Annotated in this window: 18 protein-coding genes; 11 read left to right on the top strand and 7 right to left on the bottom strand. The window is 54.5% G+C overall.

Going from position 1 to position 17,940, the window contains the following annotated elements:
• Positions 1 to 73: 73 nt before the first annotated feature.
• From crcB to FHW17_RS16820, 3 genes are all read left to right on the top strand, one after another.
• On the top strand, positions 74 to 451 hold the full coding sequence (gene crcB, locus FHW17_RS16810) for a fluoride efflux transporter CrcB (protein WP_182510379.1): 378 nt from the start codon (positions 74 to 76) through the stop codon (positions 449 to 451).
• A gap of 36 nt (positions 452 to 487) precedes the next feature.
• On the top strand, positions 488 to 1,480 hold the full coding sequence (locus FHW17_RS16815; RefSeq protein ID WP_113097183.1) for an RluA family pseudouridine synthase: 993 nt from the start codon (positions 488 to 490) through the stop codon (positions 1,478 to 1,480).
• A gap of 76 nt (positions 1,481 to 1,556) precedes the next feature.
• Positions 1,557 to 2,351 (top strand): ATP12 family protein, encoded by a 795-nt coding sequence (locus FHW17_RS16820; protein ID WP_182510380.1) that lies wholly within the window; start codon positions 1,557 to 1,559, stop codon positions 2,349 to 2,351.
• A gap of 443 nt (positions 2,352 to 2,794) precedes the next feature.
• Here the strand turns inward: FHW17_RS16820 and glnA are convergent, their stop codons facing one another.
• From glnA to uvrA, 4 genes are all read right to left on the bottom strand, one after another.
• The gene (gene glnA, locus FHW17_RS16825; RefSeq protein ID WP_091876959.1) at positions 2,795 to 4,204 is read right to left on the bottom strand and encodes a type I glutamate--ammonia ligase; all 1,410 of its coding nucleotides are present in this window, start codon (positions 4,202 to 4,204) and stop codon (positions 2,795 to 2,797) included.
• A 78-nt stretch (positions 4,205 to 4,282) separates the two neighbouring features.
• Entirely contained in the window at positions 4,283 to 4,621 is a 339-nt protein-coding gene (locus FHW17_RS16830; RefSeq protein WP_008123000.1) for a P-II family nitrogen regulator, read from the bottom strand.
• A 258-nt stretch (positions 4,622 to 4,879) separates the two neighbouring features.
• Positions 4,880 to 5,680, bottom strand: coding sequence for a DUF72 domain-containing protein (locus FHW17_RS16835; RefSeq protein WP_113097182.1), 801 nt, complete (start codon positions 5,678 to 5,680; stop codon positions 4,880 to 4,882).
• Between the two features lie 74 nt (positions 5,681 to 5,754).
• Positions 5,755 to 8,676 carry an excinuclease ABC subunit UvrA gene (uvrA, locus tag FHW17_RS16840; RefSeq protein WP_182510381.1) on the bottom strand — a complete coding sequence of 974 codons (2,922 nt, stop codon included), beginning with the start codon at positions 8,674 to 8,676 and terminating at the stop codon, positions 5,755 to 5,757.
• Between the two features lie 112 nt (positions 8,677 to 8,788).
• Here uvrA and FHW17_RS16845 point away from each other — a divergent pair, with 112 nt between their 5' ends.
• Genes FHW17_RS16845 through FHW17_RS16855 form a run of 3 tightly spaced genes read left to right on the top strand, consistent with a single transcriptional unit; the run spans position 8,789 to position 10,123 of the window.
• Entirely contained in the window at positions 8,789 to 9,097 is a 309-nt protein-coding gene (locus FHW17_RS16845; RefSeq protein WP_162700299.1) for a hypothetical protein, read from the top strand.
• A gap of 17 nt (positions 9,098 to 9,114) precedes the next feature.
• Complete coding sequence (gene ssb / locus FHW17_RS16850) at positions 9,115 to 9,651, top strand: single-stranded DNA-binding protein (RefSeq protein ID WP_112526678.1); 537 nt, start codon at positions 9,115 to 9,117, stop codon at positions 9,649 to 9,651.
• Positions 9,652 to 9,688: 37 nt separating this feature from the next.
• Positions 9,689 to 10,123, top strand: coding sequence for a YqaA family protein (locus FHW17_RS16855; RefSeq protein WP_112526680.1), 435 nt, complete (start codon positions 9,689 to 9,691; stop codon positions 10,121 to 10,123).
• A 2-nt stretch (positions 10,124 to 10,125) separates the two neighbouring features.
• On the opposite strand, the gene FHW17_RS16860 is transcribed toward FHW17_RS16855, so the two are convergent.
• Positions 10,126 to 10,533: a DUF2000 family protein gene (locus FHW17_RS16860; protein WP_112526904.1), complete on the bottom strand. Its 408-nt coding sequence runs from the start codon at positions 10,531 to 10,533 to the stop codon at positions 10,126 to 10,128.
• 36 nt (positions 10,534 to 10,569) lie between these two features.
• Here FHW17_RS16860 and FHW17_RS16865 point away from each other — a divergent pair, with 36 nt between their 5' ends.
• The gene (locus FHW17_RS16865) at positions 10,570 to 11,442 is read left to right on the top strand and encodes an AraC family transcriptional regulator (RefSeq protein ID WP_112526682.1); all 873 of its coding nucleotides are present in this window, start codon (positions 10,570 to 10,572) and stop codon (positions 11,440 to 11,442) included.
• A 64-nt stretch (positions 11,443 to 11,506) separates the two neighbouring features.
• Positions 11,507 to 12,802 (top strand): NAD(P)/FAD-dependent oxidoreductase, encoded by a 1,296-nt coding sequence (locus FHW17_RS16870; protein WP_112526906.1) that lies wholly within the window; start codon positions 11,507 to 11,509, stop codon positions 12,800 to 12,802.
• Here the strand turns inward: FHW17_RS16870 and FHW17_RS16875 are convergent, their stop codons facing one another.
• Positions 12,803 to 13,432 (bottom strand): MarC family protein, encoded by a 630-nt coding sequence (locus tag FHW17_RS16875; RefSeq protein ID WP_091876942.1) that lies wholly within the window; start codon positions 13,430 to 13,432, stop codon positions 12,803 to 12,805.
• A 229-nt stretch (positions 13,433 to 13,661) separates the two neighbouring features.
• Between FHW17_RS16875 and gyrA the strand changes: the two genes are divergently transcribed.
• Entirely contained in the window at positions 13,662 to 16,472 is a 2,811-nt protein-coding gene (gene gyrA / locus FHW17_RS16880) for a DNA gyrase subunit A (protein WP_348643751.1), read from the top strand.
• Here the strand turns inward: gyrA and FHW17_RS16885 are convergent.
• Positions 16,469 to 16,624, bottom strand: coding sequence for a hypothetical protein (locus FHW17_RS16885; RefSeq protein ID WP_162700300.1), 156 nt, complete (start codon positions 16,622 to 16,624; stop codon positions 16,469 to 16,471). The two genes, gyrA and FHW17_RS16885, sit on opposite strands and share 4 nt — an antisense overlap.
• A 196-nt stretch (positions 16,625 to 16,820) precedes the next feature.
• On the opposite strand from FHW17_RS16885, the gene coaD reads away from it, so the two are divergent.
• Positions 16,821 to 17,312: a pantetheine-phosphate adenylyltransferase gene (gene coaD / locus FHW17_RS16890; RefSeq protein WP_091876940.1), complete on the top strand. Its 492-nt coding sequence runs from the start codon at positions 16,821 to 16,823 to the stop codon at positions 17,310 to 17,312.
• A 35-nt stretch (positions 17,313 to 17,347) separates the two neighbouring features.
• Positions 17,348 to 17,932 carry a peptidylprolyl isomerase gene (locus FHW17_RS16895; RefSeq protein ID WP_091876938.1) on the top strand — a complete coding sequence of 195 codons (585 nt, stop codon included), beginning with the start codon at positions 17,348 to 17,350 and terminating at the stop codon, positions 17,930 to 17,932.
• Positions 17,933 to 17,940: the final 8 nt, after the last annotated feature.

Consider the following 17,940-nt stretch of genomic DNA (forward strand, 5'->3'; position numbering starts at 1 on the left):
TCTACGTCTGTTAACGTCCCGTGATGAGTCAAATATTTGACTTCAAAGAATAAACCGCCGGAGGTGAGGTAAAGTGAGCGCAATATTACTGGTTGCATCAGGTGGAGCTATCGGTTCGGTTGCCCGCTATCTCGTAGGCCTGCTGATGACCAGGATTTTGGGTGCAGCTTTTCCTTGGGGAACACTGACTGTCAACGTGGTCGGTGGCTTGTTGATGGGGCTGTTTATCGAGCTTCTGGCGCGGCGTTTCGATGGTTCGAATGAATTGCGCCTGTTTGTAGCCGTCGGTGTTATGGGGGGCTTCACCACCTTTTCCTCTTTCTCGCTGGATGTTGCGCTCCTATGGGAGCGCGGTGAAGTGTTTTCAGCGCTGATTTATGTGCTCCTAAGCGTGATATTGAGCATTGGTGCGCTGTTTTTAGGATTATGGCTCGCAAGAGCGGTCGCTTAGTGCTAAGCGCATGCCTGATTAGACAAGGTATGAATTATGGCAGTGGTAGAGCAGAAGACAGTTGACACCGGCGAGGCGGAAATGCGCCTCGATCGATGGTTCAAGGTACATTATCCGGGGTTGGGTTTCGGACACCTGCAGAAATTGCTGCGGTCGGGGCAGATCCGGGTTGATGGCTCACGCGCCAAATCGGATACACGCCTGCAGGCAGGCCAGTCGGTGCGTATTCCTCCTTTACAGGTGGACGCCAAGGCCGATGGCCAGCATTTGACTGGCAAGAGTATTCGTGGCCGCGAAGATGGCGATGTTCTATCCCAGATGCTGCTCTATGAAGACCCGAAGGTTTTTGTGTTCAACAAGCCTGCCGGTCTGGCAGTGCAGGGCGGCTCCGGCGTTAACAGGCATGTGGATGACATGCTTGAAGCCTGGCGCAACAAGAAGGGCGAAAAGCCGCGGCTTGTGCATCGGCTCGACCGCGATACGTCGGGCGTTCTTGTGGTTGCGCGCACACGTGGTGCCGCACAGGCACTGACTGCGGCTTTCCGCGAGCGTGAAACCAAGAAGACCTATTGGGCCCTCGTCAAAGGCATTCCGCGCAAGCGCGAGGACAAAATCACCACATGGCTGGTTAAAGAAACCACTCCCGATGGCGACCGCATGCGTGTTGCCCAGCACGGTGAACCGGATTCCGATCATGCGGTTTCCTATTACCGCGTCATTGAATCCGCGGGCCAAGTGCTGACATGGCTGGAAATGGAGCCTTATACGGGACGCACACACCAGCTGCGTGTTCACGCTGCCCATATTGGCTGCCCTATTATTGGCGATCCGAAATATTTTGAAGCTGATACAAACTGGTCGTTTCCCGGTGGCATTCAGAACCGCCTGCATCTGCATGCGCGCCGTATCCGTATTCCCAATCCGTCCGGTGGCGGTGTCATCGACGTTACGGCGCCTCTGCCGCCGCATATGGTGCAGACCTGGAATCTTCTCGGCCTTGATGAAAGTGATGGCGACGAAGAAAATTAAGCCGGGTTGGCCACAATTTCCGGTGGATCAGTATCAGGGCTTTGAGCCATTCAGACCAAATAGACGGACTTTGATCATGCGAAATGATGTTTTCAATCTGGACACTCAGGACGGCCTTTCCGATCCAGATCCGGTACGCCGGGCCCAGATAACATCCAAGCTGCCATTGCCCAAGCGGTTCTATAAACTTGCAGCCGTGGCTGAGCAGGATGGGCTGTTTGCCGTTGAACTGGATGGCCGCGCCGTCAAAACACCCGCCCGGCAAAATCTTGTGTTGCCAACCCGGGATGCGGCCCAGCTGATCGCCGACGAATTCGCGGCACAGGAAAAAGAGATTGATCCAGCCAGGATGCCGGCAACACGGCTAGCCAACACGGCGATTGATGGCATTGTCAATGATCCGCAGGCGGTGCTGGAGGACGTACTGCGTTTCGCCTCCTCGGATATGCTTTGTTACCGTGCCGGTTCACCGGAACGGCTGGTTGAGCGCCAGACCGAGCTTTGGGACCCGATTATTGATTGGGCGGCATCGGAACTCGGTGCGCGGTTCATCCTCGCGGAAGGTGTGATGCATGTGGAGCAGCCGCGTGAAGCGCTTGCCGCCTTTGGTGTGCATCTTGGCCAGTTCAAAGATGCTTTTGCCATTGCCGCTTTGCATACAATCACAACTTTGACCGGTTCTGCCATTCTGGCTCTTGCTATCGCGAAGGGTGAAATTTCCGGCGACGATGCGTGGAAATTGGCGCATGTGGATGAAGATTGGACAATTGAACAGTGGGGCGAGGATGCGGAAGCTGCGGCCCGCCGTGCCATCCGCGAGCGCGAGATGATTGCTGCTGTCAAAATGCTTGAAGCTGTCGCTGCTTCTTAAGCTTCGCGCCAGAATTCCCATCAAAGACTATCAGAAACCTGCTTTATCTTATTGATTCAACTCTACGTTTATTGCACGCCGCGCGTTCGTACCGCAATAAAATTGTGACAGTGGTTTCAAGGGTAAAGCAGGATGCACTGAGCCAGCAGTGCGTCGGGAAGATAGGCTTCCCGACCATGGCAATGACCTTGCCTTTGAACTTGGAGGTGACGTGATGTGGCGTAAACCACTGACCAGCACCCTGGAAGTGAAAAGAACCGGACAGGCTGGCAAGGTCGTGTCCGGGTTCAATTCACGCTCTAGGACACGAGAGGTGGACGAAAGCTCGGCTCTCACTCCAAGAACAATATAACATTGGTCCCCGATATTCCAAGTCTCGCTGCCATCAAAAGCAAAAACCCCGGGCAAGCCCGGGGTTTTCTGTTCTTACAAAACAGGTCTGATCAGACCGAGTAGTACATGTCGTATTCGACCGGATGCGGGGTCATTTCATAGCGCATCACTTCCGCCATCTTGAGGTCAATGAAGCTGTCGATCTGGTCGTCATCGAACACGCCACCAGCCTTGAGGAAGCCGCGATCCTTATCGAGGCTCTGGAGCGCTTCACGCAGCGAGCCGCAGACAGTCGGGATTTTCTTGAGTTCCTTTGCAGGAAGATCATAGAGATCCTTGTCCATTGGCTGGCCGGGATGAATCTTGTTCTTGATGCCGTCGAGACCGGCCATCAGCATCGCGGCAAAGCCGAGATATGGGTTGGCTGTCGGATCAGGGAAGCGGATTTCAACGCGCTTCGACTTCGGCGAAGAGCCGAATGGAATACGGCAGGAAGCCGAGCGGTTGCGCGCCGAGTAAGCCAACAGAACTGGAGCTTCGTAACCCGGAACCAGACGCTTGTAGGAGTTGGTAGACGGATTGGTGAAGGCGTTGATTGCCTTGGCGTGCTTGATGATACCACCGATGAAGAACAGGCAGTTTTCGGAAAGACCAGCATATTCATTGCCAGCGAAGGTCGGCTTGCCTTCTTTCCAGATCGACATATGCACATGCATACCCGAGCCATTATCGCCGAAAATCGGCTTCGGCATGAAGGTTGCGGTCTTGCCATAGGCATTGGCAACCTGATGCACGACATACTTGTAGATCAACATTTTGTCGGCGTTGCGGGTGAGGGCGTCGAACTTGATACCCAATTCGTGCTGTGCAGCGGCCACTTCATGGTGGTGCTTTTCAACGCGAACGCCCATTTCGGTGAGAACCGTGAGCATTTCCGAACGCATGTCCTGGCAGGAATCGATAGGAGGAACCGGGAAATAGCCACCCTTGACGCGCGGACGGTGACCGAGGTTGCCAGTCTCGTAATCGGTGTCGTCGTTGGATGGCAATTCTGTCGAATCGAGCTTGAAGCCTGTGTTGTAGGGATCAGCCTTGTACTTGACGTCGTCAAAGACAAAGAATTCAGCTTCTGGACCAACGAAAATGGTGTCGCCGATGCCTTCCGCCTTCATATAGGCTTCGGCCTTCTTGGCTGTACCACGCGGATCGCGGTTATAGGCTTCGCCGGAGACCGGATCGAGAATGTCGCAGAGAATAACCATGGTCGACTGCGCAAAGAACGGGTCCATATGAACCGTGTCAGTGTCTGGCATAAGAACCATGTCGGATTCATTGATGGCTTTCCAGCCGGCAATGGAGGAACCGTCAAACATGACGCCATCGGCGAACATGTCTTCGTCAACTTCGGCAACGTCCATCGTCACATGCTGCAGCTTGCCCTTCGGATCAGTGAAGCGAAGGTCAAGGAACTTTACATCATTGTCCTTGATCTGTTTGAGAATGTCTTTTGCGGTCGTCATGTCAGTTTTCCTTGTTCAGCGACGATGATAGCGGATGAGCTGGCGGGTTCAGCGCCGGTAAAAAATGGGATAGCAGGGTCAGATTGCGTCGATACCGGATTCGCCGGTACGGATACGCACGACTTCTTCAATATTGGAAACGAATATCTTGCCGTCGCCAATACGACCTGTTTGAGCGGCCTTGCGGATCGCCTCGATGGCAGCTTCGACGGACTCGTCGCCCAGAACGATCTCGACTTTCACCTTTGGCAGAAAGTCGACAACATATTCAGCGCCGCGATACAGTTCCGTATGACCTTTCTGACGGCCAAAGCCCTTGGCTTCAGTCACGGTAATGCCCTGAAGCCCCACTTCCTGCAGTGCCTCTTTCACCTCATCCAGCTTGAATGGTTTGATGATGGCTTCAATTTTCTTCATCAGAGAATAAACTCCCTATGTATGGCAGACGGACCTCTTGCCCGCTTGCCCCAACAAAAAGCAGGAAGCATGCCAAGTCGACCCCTAAAGTGAATTAATTCGAGGAATGTGATTTTACCCATGCTGACGCAGGGAGTTTTCTGAACTCCCTGCCATTGCCTCGGCGACAAAAGAAATGCGCCGCACTGATTGTGATTAAAAAATAGTCACGTTGCCTAAAATTAATGCCGATCTATTCTTCCGGTGGGTATGTCAGGCTCAAAGCCGCTGTTTGAGGGCCTGAGCTGCCTGCGGAGCGCGCACTTTGCCTTCATGAATGAAGTAGACAAAAACATCTCTGGGTTTTTTCTCTGGTTTGCTCGCTGGCGCTGCCAGCGGTAGATCATCAGGCGCATCACCTTTGGCCCAGAGTTTGGCCCGTTCTGCCCATTGATCAAGCTCCTTGGCGGGGTAGGCGGTTTCCACCGCATCATCGCCCTTCTGCAAGCGCGCATAGACAAAATCCGCCGTTACATCGGCAATTTCAGGATAATCGAAATGGTGGGCGTAGACGACAGCGACATTCTTTTTGCGCAGAAGCGCAATGAAATCGGGATCAATAAAGGAGGGGTGGCGCACCTCGACCGTATGGCGCAGTGGAATACCACCTTCCTTCTCAGGAAGAAGATCAAGAAATGCGCCAAAATCCTCGGCATCAAATTTTTTGGTCGGTGCAAATTGCCAGAGCAATGGGCCAAGCCGGTCGGCAAGTTCGGCAATGCCGGATTTGATGAAACGTTCCATGGACTCGCCAGCTTCTGCCAGCACGCGGCGGTTGGTGACAAAACGATTGCCCTTGACCGAGAAAATGAAACCATTGGGAACCGAACTTGCCCATTTGGCAAAGGTTTCCGGCTTCTGCGTGCCGTAATAGGTGCTGTTGATCTCGATGGTGCTCAAATGCTGACCGGCATATTCAAGCTCTTTGGTCTTCGACAGTCCCTTTGGATAGAAGGTGCCGCGCCATGGCTCGAAAATCCAGCCGCCAATCCCTGTTCTGATTGTTCCGCTTGTGGTCATGATGGTTGCCTCCCGTCAATCCGTCTTTGTTCCAGCCCATAAACAAAACCCGCCGTCTCCGGCGGGTTTGTCAGCTATTCCGCCGCGGCCTGCGCCCGGTTGCCCGGGCGGCGTTGCAGCAATTCCTTCAGGAACTTGCCCGTATAGGAGCGTGGCTCTTCCACAATCTCTTCGGGGCGTCCGACAGCAACAATCTCGCCGCCGCCATCACCACCTTCCGGTCCTAGATCAATGACCCAGTCGGCTGTCTTGATGACTTCAAGATTGTGCTCGATAACCACGACCGTATTGCCTTGGTCCACAAGCTCATGCAGCACTTCAAGAAGTTTTGCTACGTCATGGAAATGCAATCCGGTTGTCGGCTCGTCAAGGATGTAGAGTGTGCGGCCTGTTGCCTTGCGCGACAGTTCCTTGGCAAGCTTGATGCGCTGTGCCTCACCACCTGATAGGGTATTGGCCTGCTGCCCGACGTGAATATAACCAAGCCCGACCTTTGCCAGCGTCTGCAACTTGTCACGCACGGCGGGAACAGCGGCAAAGAACTCGGCGCCTTCCTCAACAGTCATATCCAGCACATCGGCAATGGATTTGCCTTTAAACAGCACTTCCAATGTTTCTCGGTTATACCGTTTGCCGTGGCAGACATCACAGGTGACATAGACATCGGGCAGAAAGTGCATCTCGATCTTGATCACGCCGTCGCCCTGACAGGCCTCACAGCGCCCGCCCTTGACGTTGAAAGAGAAGCGTCCCGGCTGATAGCCGCGTGCCTTGGCTTCCGGCAGGCCGGCAAACCAGTCACGGATCGGCGTGAAAGCACCCGTATAGGTCGCGGGATTGGAACGCGGCGTGCGGCCAATCGGCGACTGGTCGATATCGATAACCTTGTCGAGGAATTCCAAGCCATCAATCCGGTCATGTTCCGCCGGTTGTTCGCGCGAACCCATAATGCGGCGCGAGGCTGACTTGAAGAGGGTTTCGATCAGGAATGTCGACTTGCCACCACCGGACACACCCGTCACAGCGGTAAAGGTGCCAAGCGGAATTTCCGCGGAAACATTTTTCAGATTGTTGCCGCGCGCACCGACAATCTTGATGCGCTTCTTGTTCAGCTTGCGCCGCTCTGCAGGTACGGCCACCTCAATTGCACCAGACAGATATTTACCTGTCAGGGATTTCGGGCTTGCCATAATATCGGCAGGCGTGCCCGAGGCGATGATCTCCCCCCCGTGAATACCGGCGGCTGGACCAATATCAACCACATAATCGGCGGTCAGGATCGCATCTTCGTCATGTTCGACCACGATGACCGTATTGCCGAGATCGCGCAGATGACGCAGCGTCTTCAAAAGCTGCTCATTATCGCGCTGATGCAGACCGATGGATGGCTCGTCGAGAACATAAAGTACGCCAGTGAGGCCCGAACCGATCTGCGATGCCAGACGAATGCGCTGGCTCTCACCACCGGATAGCGTGCCGGAGTTGCGTGACAGCGCCAGATAGTCGAGGCCAACATCATTGAGGAAGCGCAGGCGTTCGCGAATTTCCTTGAGGATACGCGCGGCAATCTCCCTCTGCTTCTCGTTGAAACTCTTGTCGATATCGCTGAACCAGGCATCGGCATGACGGATCGATTTTTCGGTGATCTGGCCAATATGCAACCCGCCGATCTTGACGGCAAGCGCTTCCGGCTTCAGGCGATAACCGCCGCATGCCGGGCAGGGTGTGCCGGACATGAAGCGCTCGATCTCTTCACGCGACCAAGCGGAGTCGGTTTCCTTCCAGCGCCGTTCCAGATTGGGAATGACGCCTTCAAACGGCTTTGTTGTCTTGTAGGAACGCAGGCCGTCATCATAGGAAAAATGAATCTCGCGGCTGCCGGTGCCATAAAGGATGGCGTTCTGTGCCTCTTCATTGATATCGCGCCAGCGGTCAGCGAGCTTAAAGCCATAGCTGCCGCCCAGCGCTTCCAATGTCTGGTTGTAATAGGGAGAACTTGACTTTGACCAAGGTGCAATCGCGCCGCCCTTTAACGTAAGGCTTTCATCCGGGACGATCAGATTGGGATCAATTGCCTTCTGGGTGCCGAGACCATCGCAGGTCGGGCATGCACCAAACGGATTGTTGAAGGAGAACAGGCGCGGCTCGATTTCGGCAATAGTGAAGCCGGAAACCGGACAGGCGAATTTTTCTGAGAACATCAGACGTTCATGCGTCTCGTTCTTGGATTTGTTGGCGGATTCTCCTGAGGTCTCGTCTGCGGGTAGTGGCTTATCGGCAAATTCCGCAAGAGCAATGCCATCGGCGAGCTTGAGTGCGGTTTCGAGACTGTCGGCCAGACGGGCCGAAATATCCGAACGCACGACAACGCGGTCCACCACCACATCAATGTCGTGCTTGTATTTCTTGTCCAGCGCCGGAACATCGGCAATTTCGTAGAATATGCCGTCAACTTTTACGCGCTGAAAGCCGCGCTTTTGCAGATCGGCCAATTCCTTGCGGTACTCGCCTTTGCGACCGCGCACGATGGGCGCGAGAATAAAGAGCCGTGTGCCTTCATCCTGCGCCAGAACGCGGTCAACCATCTGGCTTACGGTCTGGCTTTCAATCGGCAGGCCTGTTGCAGGCGAATAGGGAATGCCGACGCGCGCATAGAGCAGGCGCAGGTAATCGTAGATTTCCGTCACAGTGCCGACCGTGGAACGCGGATTACGGCTCGTCGTCTTCTGTTCAATGGAAATAGCCGGAGAAAGTCCGTCAATCTGATCGACATCCGGCTTTTGCATCATCTCCAGAAACTGCCGGGCATAGGCCGACAGACTCTCGACATAACGCCGTTGGCCTTCGGCATAGATCGTATCAAATGCGAGGGACGATTTGCCCGAACCCGACAGGCCCGTCATGACAATAAGCTTGTCGCGCGGCAGGTCGAGGTCGACATTCTTCAAATTGTGTTCGCGGGCACCACGAATGGATATAAATTTCTGATCGCTCATGACTGTCACGCCGTTATGGGGGAGGAACTGGCTCGCTGGCCGGAGTCTTTCCCTTATTTAGAAAGTTTCCTGCAAATTACGAGGCTGTACCTGAGTTGGAATCACCATAGCCATGTTGACATCCATAGAGCAAGTGATAGAACAAAAAAAGAACAAATATTGCAGGCAAGGTGAAATCAGCGCAAAACCTGTTGGTTCCGTGTCTGATAAACCAGACAAGCGCAGGAAAGTTGCATCGGTGAAATGCGACGAGGGCAAGGCTCCTGACAGATTTGTCAGGAGAATGTCAGTTGCCAGTTCATCCGGCCATGCGTTTCACGGCAGTTGGATGCGGGATTTGAGCAGTATTTTGTGGATAGAGCCAGACAGTTGCCCGCCGGGTGTGCGGCTCCTGTATGATGGCGCAAAATCGAAAAGCTAATTTTGTGGAGTATTTTTATGGCCGGCAGTGTCAACAAGGTGATTTTGGTGGGCAATCTGGGCAAGGACCCGGAAGTTCGGAAAATGGGTTCAGGTGATCCTGTTGTCAGTTTCAGCCTTGCCACGTCAGAAAGCTGGCGCGACAAGAACAGCGGCGAACGCAAGGAAAAAACCGAGTGGCATAATATCGTTATTTTCAACGATAATCTGACGAAGGTTGCCGAGCAGTATCTGAAAAAAGGCATGAAGGTCTATATTGAGGGCTCCTTGCAGACCCGCAAATGGCAGGACCAGACCGGCAATGAGCGTTACACGACGGAAATCGTGTTGCAGAAATTCCGCGGCGAATTGCAGATGCTCGATTCACGCGGTGAGGGCGCCGGTTCCGGCGGCGGGCGTTCGTTTGACAATTCGGGCCGTGGTCAGGTTTCCGATAATGGTGATTATGGTTCCGATTTCGGTCGTTCCAGCGCGTCCTCGTCAAACAATAGCGGCGGCGGCAACAATGCAGGCGGCAATTTCTCGCGTGATCTTGATGACGAGATTCCGTTCTGATCCAGTTTTGTAATCAATTGCCGGTTATTGCCTGATCATGCTTGATTTTGGTGTTTATGCCGGATTGTTCGCGGCCGCTTTTGCGGCCGCAACCATTTTACCCATGCAATCGGAAGCGCTGCTTGCCGGGCTGCTTCTGAGCCATTCCTACCCCGCATCCGCTTTGATTGCTGTTGCAAGCGTGGGCAATGTCCTTGGTTCCATGGTCAACTGGTTGCTGGGACGCGGGATTGAACAGTTTCGCGGCAGAAAATGGTTCCCGGCAAGCGAGGCGCAACTGGACCGCGCTACGCGCTGGTATCAGCGCTATGGCAAGTGGACATTGCTTTTAAGCTGGGTGCCTGTCATTGGCGATCCGCTGACGGTGATTGCGGGCGTCTTGCGCGAACCAATATGGAGTTTTGTCCTGCTGGTCGCGATTGCCAAGACGGTGCGTTATCTCGTCGTGTTTGCGCTCGTATCAGGTTGGTAGGCTCATGGATGCATTTTTGCGCCCTTGGTGATCTTGTCGACAATCTTCTTTTCCGCGCGCAGCGCAATACCGACAACTTTGGCATCATCAGGTGCAAACCGGGCAAATGTCGCGCGATTGAGCTGGTCATAGCCGGTTGCAAACATTTCCTCGACATAGAGACAGGATTTGACCTCGCGCTCCAGTGAACGGCGATGGATCGCCGACAGGGTGACTTGATCCGCCGTCAGTATGATAATGGGCTGGATGGGTAGAGCGTGATAGTGATTGCCGACACGATCTATATAGGGCTCGCCGATCAAACCAGAGGTTTGCGCAACAAGGCCACCGGTCAGGAATGACGACACGTTGAGTTTCTGCCACGTCGCCAAATCATCGCGCACAACAATTGCAATTTTTGTATCAAACACCAAATCTAGGTCTCCAGTCATGGGTCGGGAATGCGGATGTCGGAAAATCTAAGAGAGGAAGCGCGGCGCGGTCTTGGACGTTTGTGCGAACGTCCGGTGCATGATGCGATTTTGTCAGCACCTTCCAATCCGGGCCTTGAACGTATGGAAGCGCGCTTTACCGGCGATGCATTTGAGCCGCACCGGCATGATACCTATGCTATTGGTGTCACGCTGCATGGCGTGCAGACATTCCAATATCGCGGCGAAAAGCGGCAAAGCCTTCCCGGTAATATTCTGGTTTTGCATCCCGATGAAGTGCATGATGGCGGTGCTGGCACGGATGATGGCCTGCGCTACCGGATTATCTATCTCGAACCTGCGCTGGCAATAGAGGCACTTGGCGGCAATCGGGGCTCATTGCCCTTTGTCAGCGATCCCGTCTTTGCCGATGCGCCGCTTGTTCAGGCCATTTCAATGGCTTTCAACAATCTGGACGAGGAAATGGATGAACTTCTGGCTGATGATATTATAGCGCAGTTGGCGCAGGGGCTGTCCCGACATGCCGGGCAACCACTGAAGCCGATGGGCAAACCGGCAGTAAGGCAGGCGGGAATGGCGCGTGACTATCTGGCCGATAATGCCTTGCGCGTGGTGCGTTCACAGGAACTGGAAACAGTCAGCGGTCTTGATCGTTATGCGTTATCGCGGCATTTTCGTACGCTTTATGCCACAAGTCCGCATCGGTTTCTGTTGATGCGCCGCCTTCAGCGGGCAAAGGATCTCATGAAAATGGGCGTACCGCTGGCGGAAATTGCAGCGGAAACGGGTTTTTCCGATCAAAGTCATCTCAATCGGCAGTTCAAGAAAGCTTTTGGTATCACACCGGGCCGATGGGCTGCACTGACGGCGGCAAACCGGGCGTTTTGACCTTTTCGCCCGGCGTGTTAGATGCTCTAAAGGAACAGGGAGGCTTTTGCTCAAGGAGCCTGATATGACTGATACTGCGAAGCCCTCGAACACCCGGCGCCGGGTGGTCATTGTCGGGGCAGGATTCGGGGGATTGGAAGCGGCCAATTCCTTGCGCAATGCGGATGTTGCCGTCACTGTCGTCGATCAGCGCAACCATCATCTGTTCCAGCCTTTACTCTATCAGGTTGCCACTTCGACACTCGCCACATCCGAAATTGCCTGGCCGATCCGGCATCTCCTGCGTAAATACAGCAATATCAAGACATTGCTTGGCACTGTTAAGAGCGTTGATACAAATGCGCGAACCATTTCAACAGCGGATGGCGAGGTTATTCCCTACGACACGCTGGTGCTGGCGACAGGCGCGCGCCATGCCTATTTCGGCCATGATGATTGGGAGCCGTTTGCGCCCGGCCTCAAGACGCTTGAAGATGCCACCACAATCCGCAGACGTATTCTCACTGCCTTCGAAAAGGCCGAACGCGAGCCTGATGCGAAGCGCCGCGAGGCTTTGCTGACATTCGTGATCATCGGCGCGGGACCGACAGGCGTTGAAGTTGCCGGAACCATTGCCGATCTTGCCCGCGATACGCTGAAAGGTGAATTCAGGGTCATTGATCCGGCCACAGCAAAGGTGATCCTGATCGAGGGCGGAGACCGGGTGCTTGGCGCTTTTGCGCCTGATCTGTCTGCCTATGCGCAGCGGGCGTTGGAAAAACTTGGCGTGCAGGTGCATCTGGGCAATCCGGTGATGAAATGTACTGCCGATGGTGTGGAATATGCCGGTAAATTTGTGGGTGCCGCGACCATCATCTGGGCTGCGGGCGTTCAGGCGTCTCCGGCGGCAAGGTGGCTGGATGTGGCGGCAGACCGGGCAGGACGTGTTGTGGTCAATGATGATCTGACGGCACCCGATCATCCGGATATTTTCGTCATCGGCGATACGGCGACCGTCAAGAATGGCGATAAGGGTATGGTTCCCGGTATTGCACCTGCGGCCAAACAGCAGGGCATCCATGTCGCAAAGACAATCAAAGCAAGATTGGCAGGAGATAATACGCCAAGGCCATTCCGCTACCGCCATGCGGGTGATCTGGCAACGATCGGCAAGCGCGCGGCAGTTACCGATTTTGGCTTTATCAAGCTTAAGGGCTATGTCGCCTGGTGGTTATGGGGACTGGCGCACATCTACTTCCTGATCGGTGTGCGCAATCGCCTTGCTGTCGCGATGAGCTGGCTGTGGATTTCAGTCAGCGGTGCGCGCAGTGCGCGACTGATCACGCAAAAAGATGCGGCAGAGGAAGATCATCTCAAATAATCACGTGGTGATGAAGGTCTTGATACCATCCGCCACGAATTGCACCGCCAGCGCCGCAAGGATGACGCCCAGAAGGCGTGTGAGGATCGATCGGCCTGTTTCACCCAAAAACCGGTCAACGCGCTCAGCAAGGAAAAATACGAGATAGGATGCAGCGATACAGATCAGAATGATACCGATCAGCGCCAGCCGCGATACCGGCTCGGATAATGTACCCGCAAGCAGGATTGTTGCCGAGATCGCGCCGGGACCGGCAATCAGCGGAATGGCCAGCGGAAAAGCAGCGATATTGCGGATATGATCCTTGGTAATGGCAATCGTCGCGCTCTTCTCGTGACGCTCTTGTCGCTTCTCAAAGATCATTTCGAACGCAATCCAGAACAGGAGCAGACCACCCGCAATGCGGAAGGCGCCGATGGTGATGCCGAACAGCGCCAATATCTGCGCACCGGCGACGGCGAAAATCGTCAGGACGATGAAAGCAGTGATGCTGGCGCGCAAGGCGACCTGACCGCGTTCCTTGCGATTCATGCCCCGTGTCAACGCCAGAAAGAGCGGCGCCAGTCCCGGTGGATCGATCGTGACCATCAAGGTAACGAGCGCATTGAGCAGGGTGTCATAAAGCGCCACGATTTTGCTTTTCTTCTCTGATTGAAGCTGATGAACAGTACCGGATTCGCGGTGAAGCGTCGATAAAGTTGAGATTTTGCAACCAAGTTTTTCACTGATTGAAATGAACTGTTGTATCCTATTGAAAACAAAGGGTTTTCAACTGTGCATTGCGGTGCCGTTGGTTGGCTTTTGCGTTGAAAAGCCGCTATAAGATGAAGATTGATTCTATACGAAAGATGAGTGCCTCGTGTCTGAACTAACCCCACCATCCGGCCCAGAAGACGATAAACCAGGCGGAAATTTCGGTATCGAGCCGATTTCCATTATCGAGGAGATGCAAAGCTCCTATCTCTCCTATGCCATGAGCGTGATTGTCAGCCGTGCATTGCCTGACGTGCGCGACGGCTTGAAGCCAGTGCATCGGCGTATCCTGCATGCGATGAACGAAATGGGCCTGTCATGGAACAGATCCTATCGTAAGTCTGCCGGTGTCGTCGGTGAAGTGATGGGTAAATACCATCCCCATGGCGATGCTTCGATCTATGATGCGCTGGTTCGTATGGCGCAGGACTGGTCGTTGCGCGATCCGCTGGTTGACGGGCAGGGCAATTTTGGTTCCATCGATGGCGATTCTCCTGCCGCGATGCGTTACACCGAGTGCCGCCTTGAGAAAGTTACGGAGTCGCTCCTTGAGGATATCGACAAGGAAACTGTCGATTTTCAGGACAATTATGACGGCCGTGAGCAGGAGCCGGTGGTTCTTCCGGCCCGTTTTCCAAATCTTCTGGTCAATGGCTCCGGCGGTATCGCCGTTGGCATGGCCACCAATGTACCCCCGCACAATCTTGCTGAAGTCATCAATGGCTGTATTGCCCTGATCGATAATCCTGCCATCGACCTGCCGGAGCTGATGGAAATCATTCCCGGACCGGATTTCCCGACGGGCGGCATTGTTCTTGGCCGGTCGGGCATCCATTCGGCCTATAGCACCGGTCGTGGTTCGATCCTGATGCGCGGCAAGGTTGCTGTCGAGAGCATGCGCGGCGACCGCGAAGCCATCATCATCACCGAAGTGCCCTATCAGGTTAACAAGGCGACGATGATCGAAAAGATGGCCGATCTCGTGCGTGAAAAACGCATTGAGGGCATTTCGGACATTCGCGATGAGTCGGATCGTGATGGTTATCGCGTTGTCGTGGAACTGAAGCGCGATGCGGTTGCGGACGTTATCATCAATCAGCTTTATCGCTTTACCCCGCTGCAATCGTCATTCGGTGCCAATATGGTGGCGCTCAATGGCGGCAAGCCGGGTCTTCTGAACCTGATGGACATTTTGCGCGCCTTTGTTGCCTTCCGCGAGGAAGTTGTCAGCCGCCGCACAAAGTTCCTGCTGCGCAAGGCGCGTGACCGCGCGCATGTCTTGGTTGGTCTGGCGATTGCCGTTGCCAATATTGACGAGATCATTGCGCTGATCCGCCGGGCGCCAGACCCAGCGACGGCGCGTGACCAGTTGATGGAACGTCGCTGGCCAGCCAATGATGTGGCTCCGCTGATCACGCTGATCGCTGATCCGCGCCACACGCTCAATGATGACAATACCTACAATCTGTCGGAAGAGCAGGCTCGCGCCATTCTTGACCTGCGTCTGCAGCGTCTTACGGCGCTTGGACGCGATGAAATTGCCGACGAACTCAACAAGATCGGCGTCGAGATCAAGGATTACCTTGAAATCCTGGCGTCACGCCTGCGCATCATGACCATCGTCAAGGACGAACTTGCCGCCATTCGCGACGAATTCGGAACGCCACGCCGCACGGAACTGACCGATGGCGGCGCGGATATGGACGATGAGGACCTGATCGCCCGCGAAGACATGGTCGTGACTGTCAGTCATGCGGGTTATATCAAACGCGTTCCACTGACGACCTATCGCGCACAGCGTCGCGGCGGCAAGGGCCGTTCCGGCGTGACCATGAAGGACGAAGATTTCGTCACAAGGCTGTTCGTGGCCAATACCCACACGCCGATGCTGTTCTTCTCCTCGCGCGGTATTGTTTATAAGGAAAAGGTCTGGCGTCTGCCAATTGGCACACCTCAATCACGCGGTAAGGCGCTGATCAACATGCTGCCGCTCGAACAGGGCGAACGCATCACCACGATCATGCCATTGCCGGAGGATGAGGCAAGCTGGGCAAATCTCGATGTGATGTTTGCAACGACGCGCGGCACCGTGCGCCGGAACAAGCTCTCCGATTTCGTTCAGGTCAATCGCAATGGCAAGATCGCCATGAAACTCGAGGAAGAGGGTGATGAAATCCTCGGCGTCGATACATGCGATGAATTTGACGATGTGCTTCTGACGGCAGCCGGTGGCCAGTGTATCCGCTTCCCGGTTACTGATGTGCGCGTCTTTGCCGGCCGTAATTCCATCGGCGTGCGTGGTATCACATTGGCGCCCGGCGATACGATTATTTCAATGGCTATTCTTGGCCATGTCGAAGCAACGCCTGCCGAACGGACGGCCTATCTGAAGCAGGCTGCTGCAGAGCGGCGTGCGCAGGGTGCGGATGATGTCGAGGAAATTGCATTGGTCGGCGAAGAGGCGACTGACGTGACGGATCTTGGTCCGGAACGTTATGCCGAGTTGCGTGACCGCGAGCAAACGGTTCTGACCGTCAGCGAATACGGCTACGGCAAGCGCTCATCGTCCTACGAGTTCCGCGTTTCTGGACGTGGCGGCAAGGGCATCCGTGCAACGGATACGTCGAAGACCGACGAAATCGGCAAGCTGGTATCGCTGTTCCCGGTCGAGGCTTCTGACCAGATACTGCTCGTCTCGGATGGGGGGCAGCTGATCCGTGTGCCGGTCAATGGCATCCGCCTCGCGGGACGCTCCACGAAGGGCGTGACGATCTTCAATACTGCAGATGGTGAGAAGGTTGTTTCGGTCGAGAGGATTTCAGAAACCGACAGCGAAGACGAAGAACTCGAGGCAGTTGCGCCTATCGACGGTGAGGCAGATACACCAGCCCCAGAGGGCGGTTCTGACGAAAGTTAGAACCGCTGGCGGTCGATGCGACCGTTCATAGGATAAACACCGAAGCGGGATGTCTTTACTTTGGCTTCCCGCTTTTTGTTTTCTTCAATCATCATGACGACGGCGGAAACCATCATCGCGATCATCATGCCAACGCTAAGAAGAATAAACATCTCTGGTCCCTTCAATCTTCAGCTTTCTTATGGTTAACAACGCCCTAAGAGCCAAAAGGTTTCATTTTCAGAGTTCTTTATAGTTAATGACAACTGAATGCTTGCTGATTGCCTCGTTCATCTTCCGTTCATTTAAGAATGAGAGGGCCATGTTTGCGGCCATTGAAAGCTGCGGGCAAAACGGTTAGGAGACGGTATGACAATCGCAATTTACGCCGGATCATTTGACCCGATCACCAATGGACATATGGATGTCCTGAAGGGCTCGTTGCGCCTTGCCGACAAGGTTTTCGTGGCCATCGGCATTCATCCGGGAAAGGCGCCGTTGTTTTCCTTTGCCGAGCGTATGGACCTGATCAATAGGGTTGCGGCGGATGTTTTCGGCAAGGATAGCCAGCGGCTTGAAGTCATTTCCTTTGACGGATTGGTGATTGATGCTGCCCGTAAACATGGTGCTTCACTATTGGTGCGGGGCCTGCGTGACGGTACCGATCTTGACTATGAAATGCAGATGGCTGGCATGAACGGCCAGATGGCGCCGGAACTGCAAACCGTATTCCTTCCGGCCGATCCTTCGGTTCGCACCATTACTGCCACATTGGTCCGCCAGATTGCGGCCATGGGCGGTGATATCAGGCACTTTGCTCCTGCTCTTGTCGCCGAGGCGCTCAAGGCCAAATTCAAATAGGGCTCTCTTTTTAACCCGATCCTTTGGAGACTTTCATGTCCGTATTTCGCACTGCGCTTCTTGTGGCGGCCGTTTCTTCCCTGTCTTTCGCATCGCTGAGCCCAAGCTGGGCCGATGACCAGAACACAATGATCATCAAGCTCAAGGATGGCGACGTAAAGATCGAACTGCGCCCCGATCTTGCTCCAAAACACGTTGAGCAGATCAAGGCACTTGCCAAGGAAGGCGCCTATAACAGCGTCGTGTTCCATCGTGTTATTCCGGGCTTCATGGCCCAGACTGGCGATGTGCAGTATGGCAATACCGAGAAGGGCTACAATCAGGCCGCGGCTGGTACCGGTGGTTCCAAGCGTCCTGACCTGCCTGCCGAGTTCTCGAAGGAACCCTTCGTGCGCGGCACCGTTGGCATGGCGCGTTCATCCAACCCCAATTCGGCCAATTCGCAGTTCTTCATCATGTTTGACAATGGTTCGTTCCTGAACGGCCAGTATACGGTTGTCGGCAAGGTGACGAGCGGTATGGAAACCGTCGACAAGATCAAAAAAGGCAACGAAGCGCAGAACGGCGCTGTCGATAGCCCGGACAAGATGATCAAGGTCACTGTCGGTCCGGCAAAATAACTCACATA

Source organism: Phyllobacterium sp. P30BS-XVII (genome assembly GCF_014138335.1).
Taxonomy (GTDB): Bacteria; Pseudomonadota; Alphaproteobacteria; order Rhizobiales; family Rhizobiaceae; genus Phyllobacterium; species Phyllobacterium meliloti.

Bases quoted from the DNA above. Each gene is read 5' to 3' on its own strand.
- FHW17_RS16885 (WP_162700300.1), bottom strand. From the start codon at position 16,624: ATGTTTATTCTTCTTAGCGTTGGCATGATGATCGCGATGATGGTTTCC.
- uvrA (WP_182510381.1), bottom strand. From the start codon at position 8,676: ATGAGCGATCAGAAATTTATATCCATTCGTGGTGCCCGCGAACACAAT.
- FHW17_RS16835 (WP_113097182.1), bottom strand. From the start codon at position 5,680: ATGACCACAAGCGGAACAATCAGAACAGGGATTGGCGGCTGGATTTTC.
- FHW17_RS16830 (WP_008123000.1), bottom strand. From the start codon at position 4,621: ATGAAGAAAATTGAAGCCATCATCAAACCATTCAAGCTGGATGAGGTG.
- FHW17_RS16855 (WP_112526680.1), top strand. From the start codon at position 9,689: ATGCTTGATTTTGGTGTTTATGCCGGATTGTTCGCGGCCGCTTTTGCG.
- FHW17_RS16895 (WP_091876938.1), top strand. From the start codon at position 17,348: ATGTCCGTATTTCGCACTGCGCTTCTTGTGGCGGCCGTTTCTTCCCTG.
- coaD (WP_091876940.1), top strand. From the start codon at position 16,821: ATGACAATCGCAATTTACGCCGGATCATTTGACCCGATCACCAATGGA.
- FHW17_RS16820 (WP_182510380.1), top strand. From the start codon at position 1,557: ATGCGAAATGATGTTTTCAATCTGGACACTCAGGACGGCCTTTCCGAT.
- FHW17_RS16845 (WP_162700299.1), top strand. From the start codon at position 8,789: ATGTTGACATCCATAGAGCAAGTGATAGAACAAAAAAAGAACAAATAT.
- glnA (WP_091876959.1), bottom strand. From the start codon at position 4,204: ATGACGACCGCAAAAGACATTCTCAAACAGATCAAGGACAATGATGTA.
- FHW17_RS16870 (WP_112526906.1), top strand. From the start codon at position 11,507: ATGACTGATACTGCGAAGCCCTCGAACACCCGGCGCCGGGTGGTCATT.
- FHW17_RS16815 (WP_113097183.1), top strand. From the start codon at position 488: ATGGCAGTGGTAGAGCAGAAGACAGTTGACACCGGCGAGGCGGAAATG.
- FHW17_RS16865 (WP_112526682.1), top strand. From the start codon at position 10,570: ATGTCGGAAAATCTAAGAGAGGAAGCGCGGCGCGGTCTTGGACGTTTG.
- ssb (WP_112526678.1), top strand. From the start codon at position 9,115: ATGGCCGGCAGTGTCAACAAGGTGATTTTGGTGGGCAATCTGGGCAAG.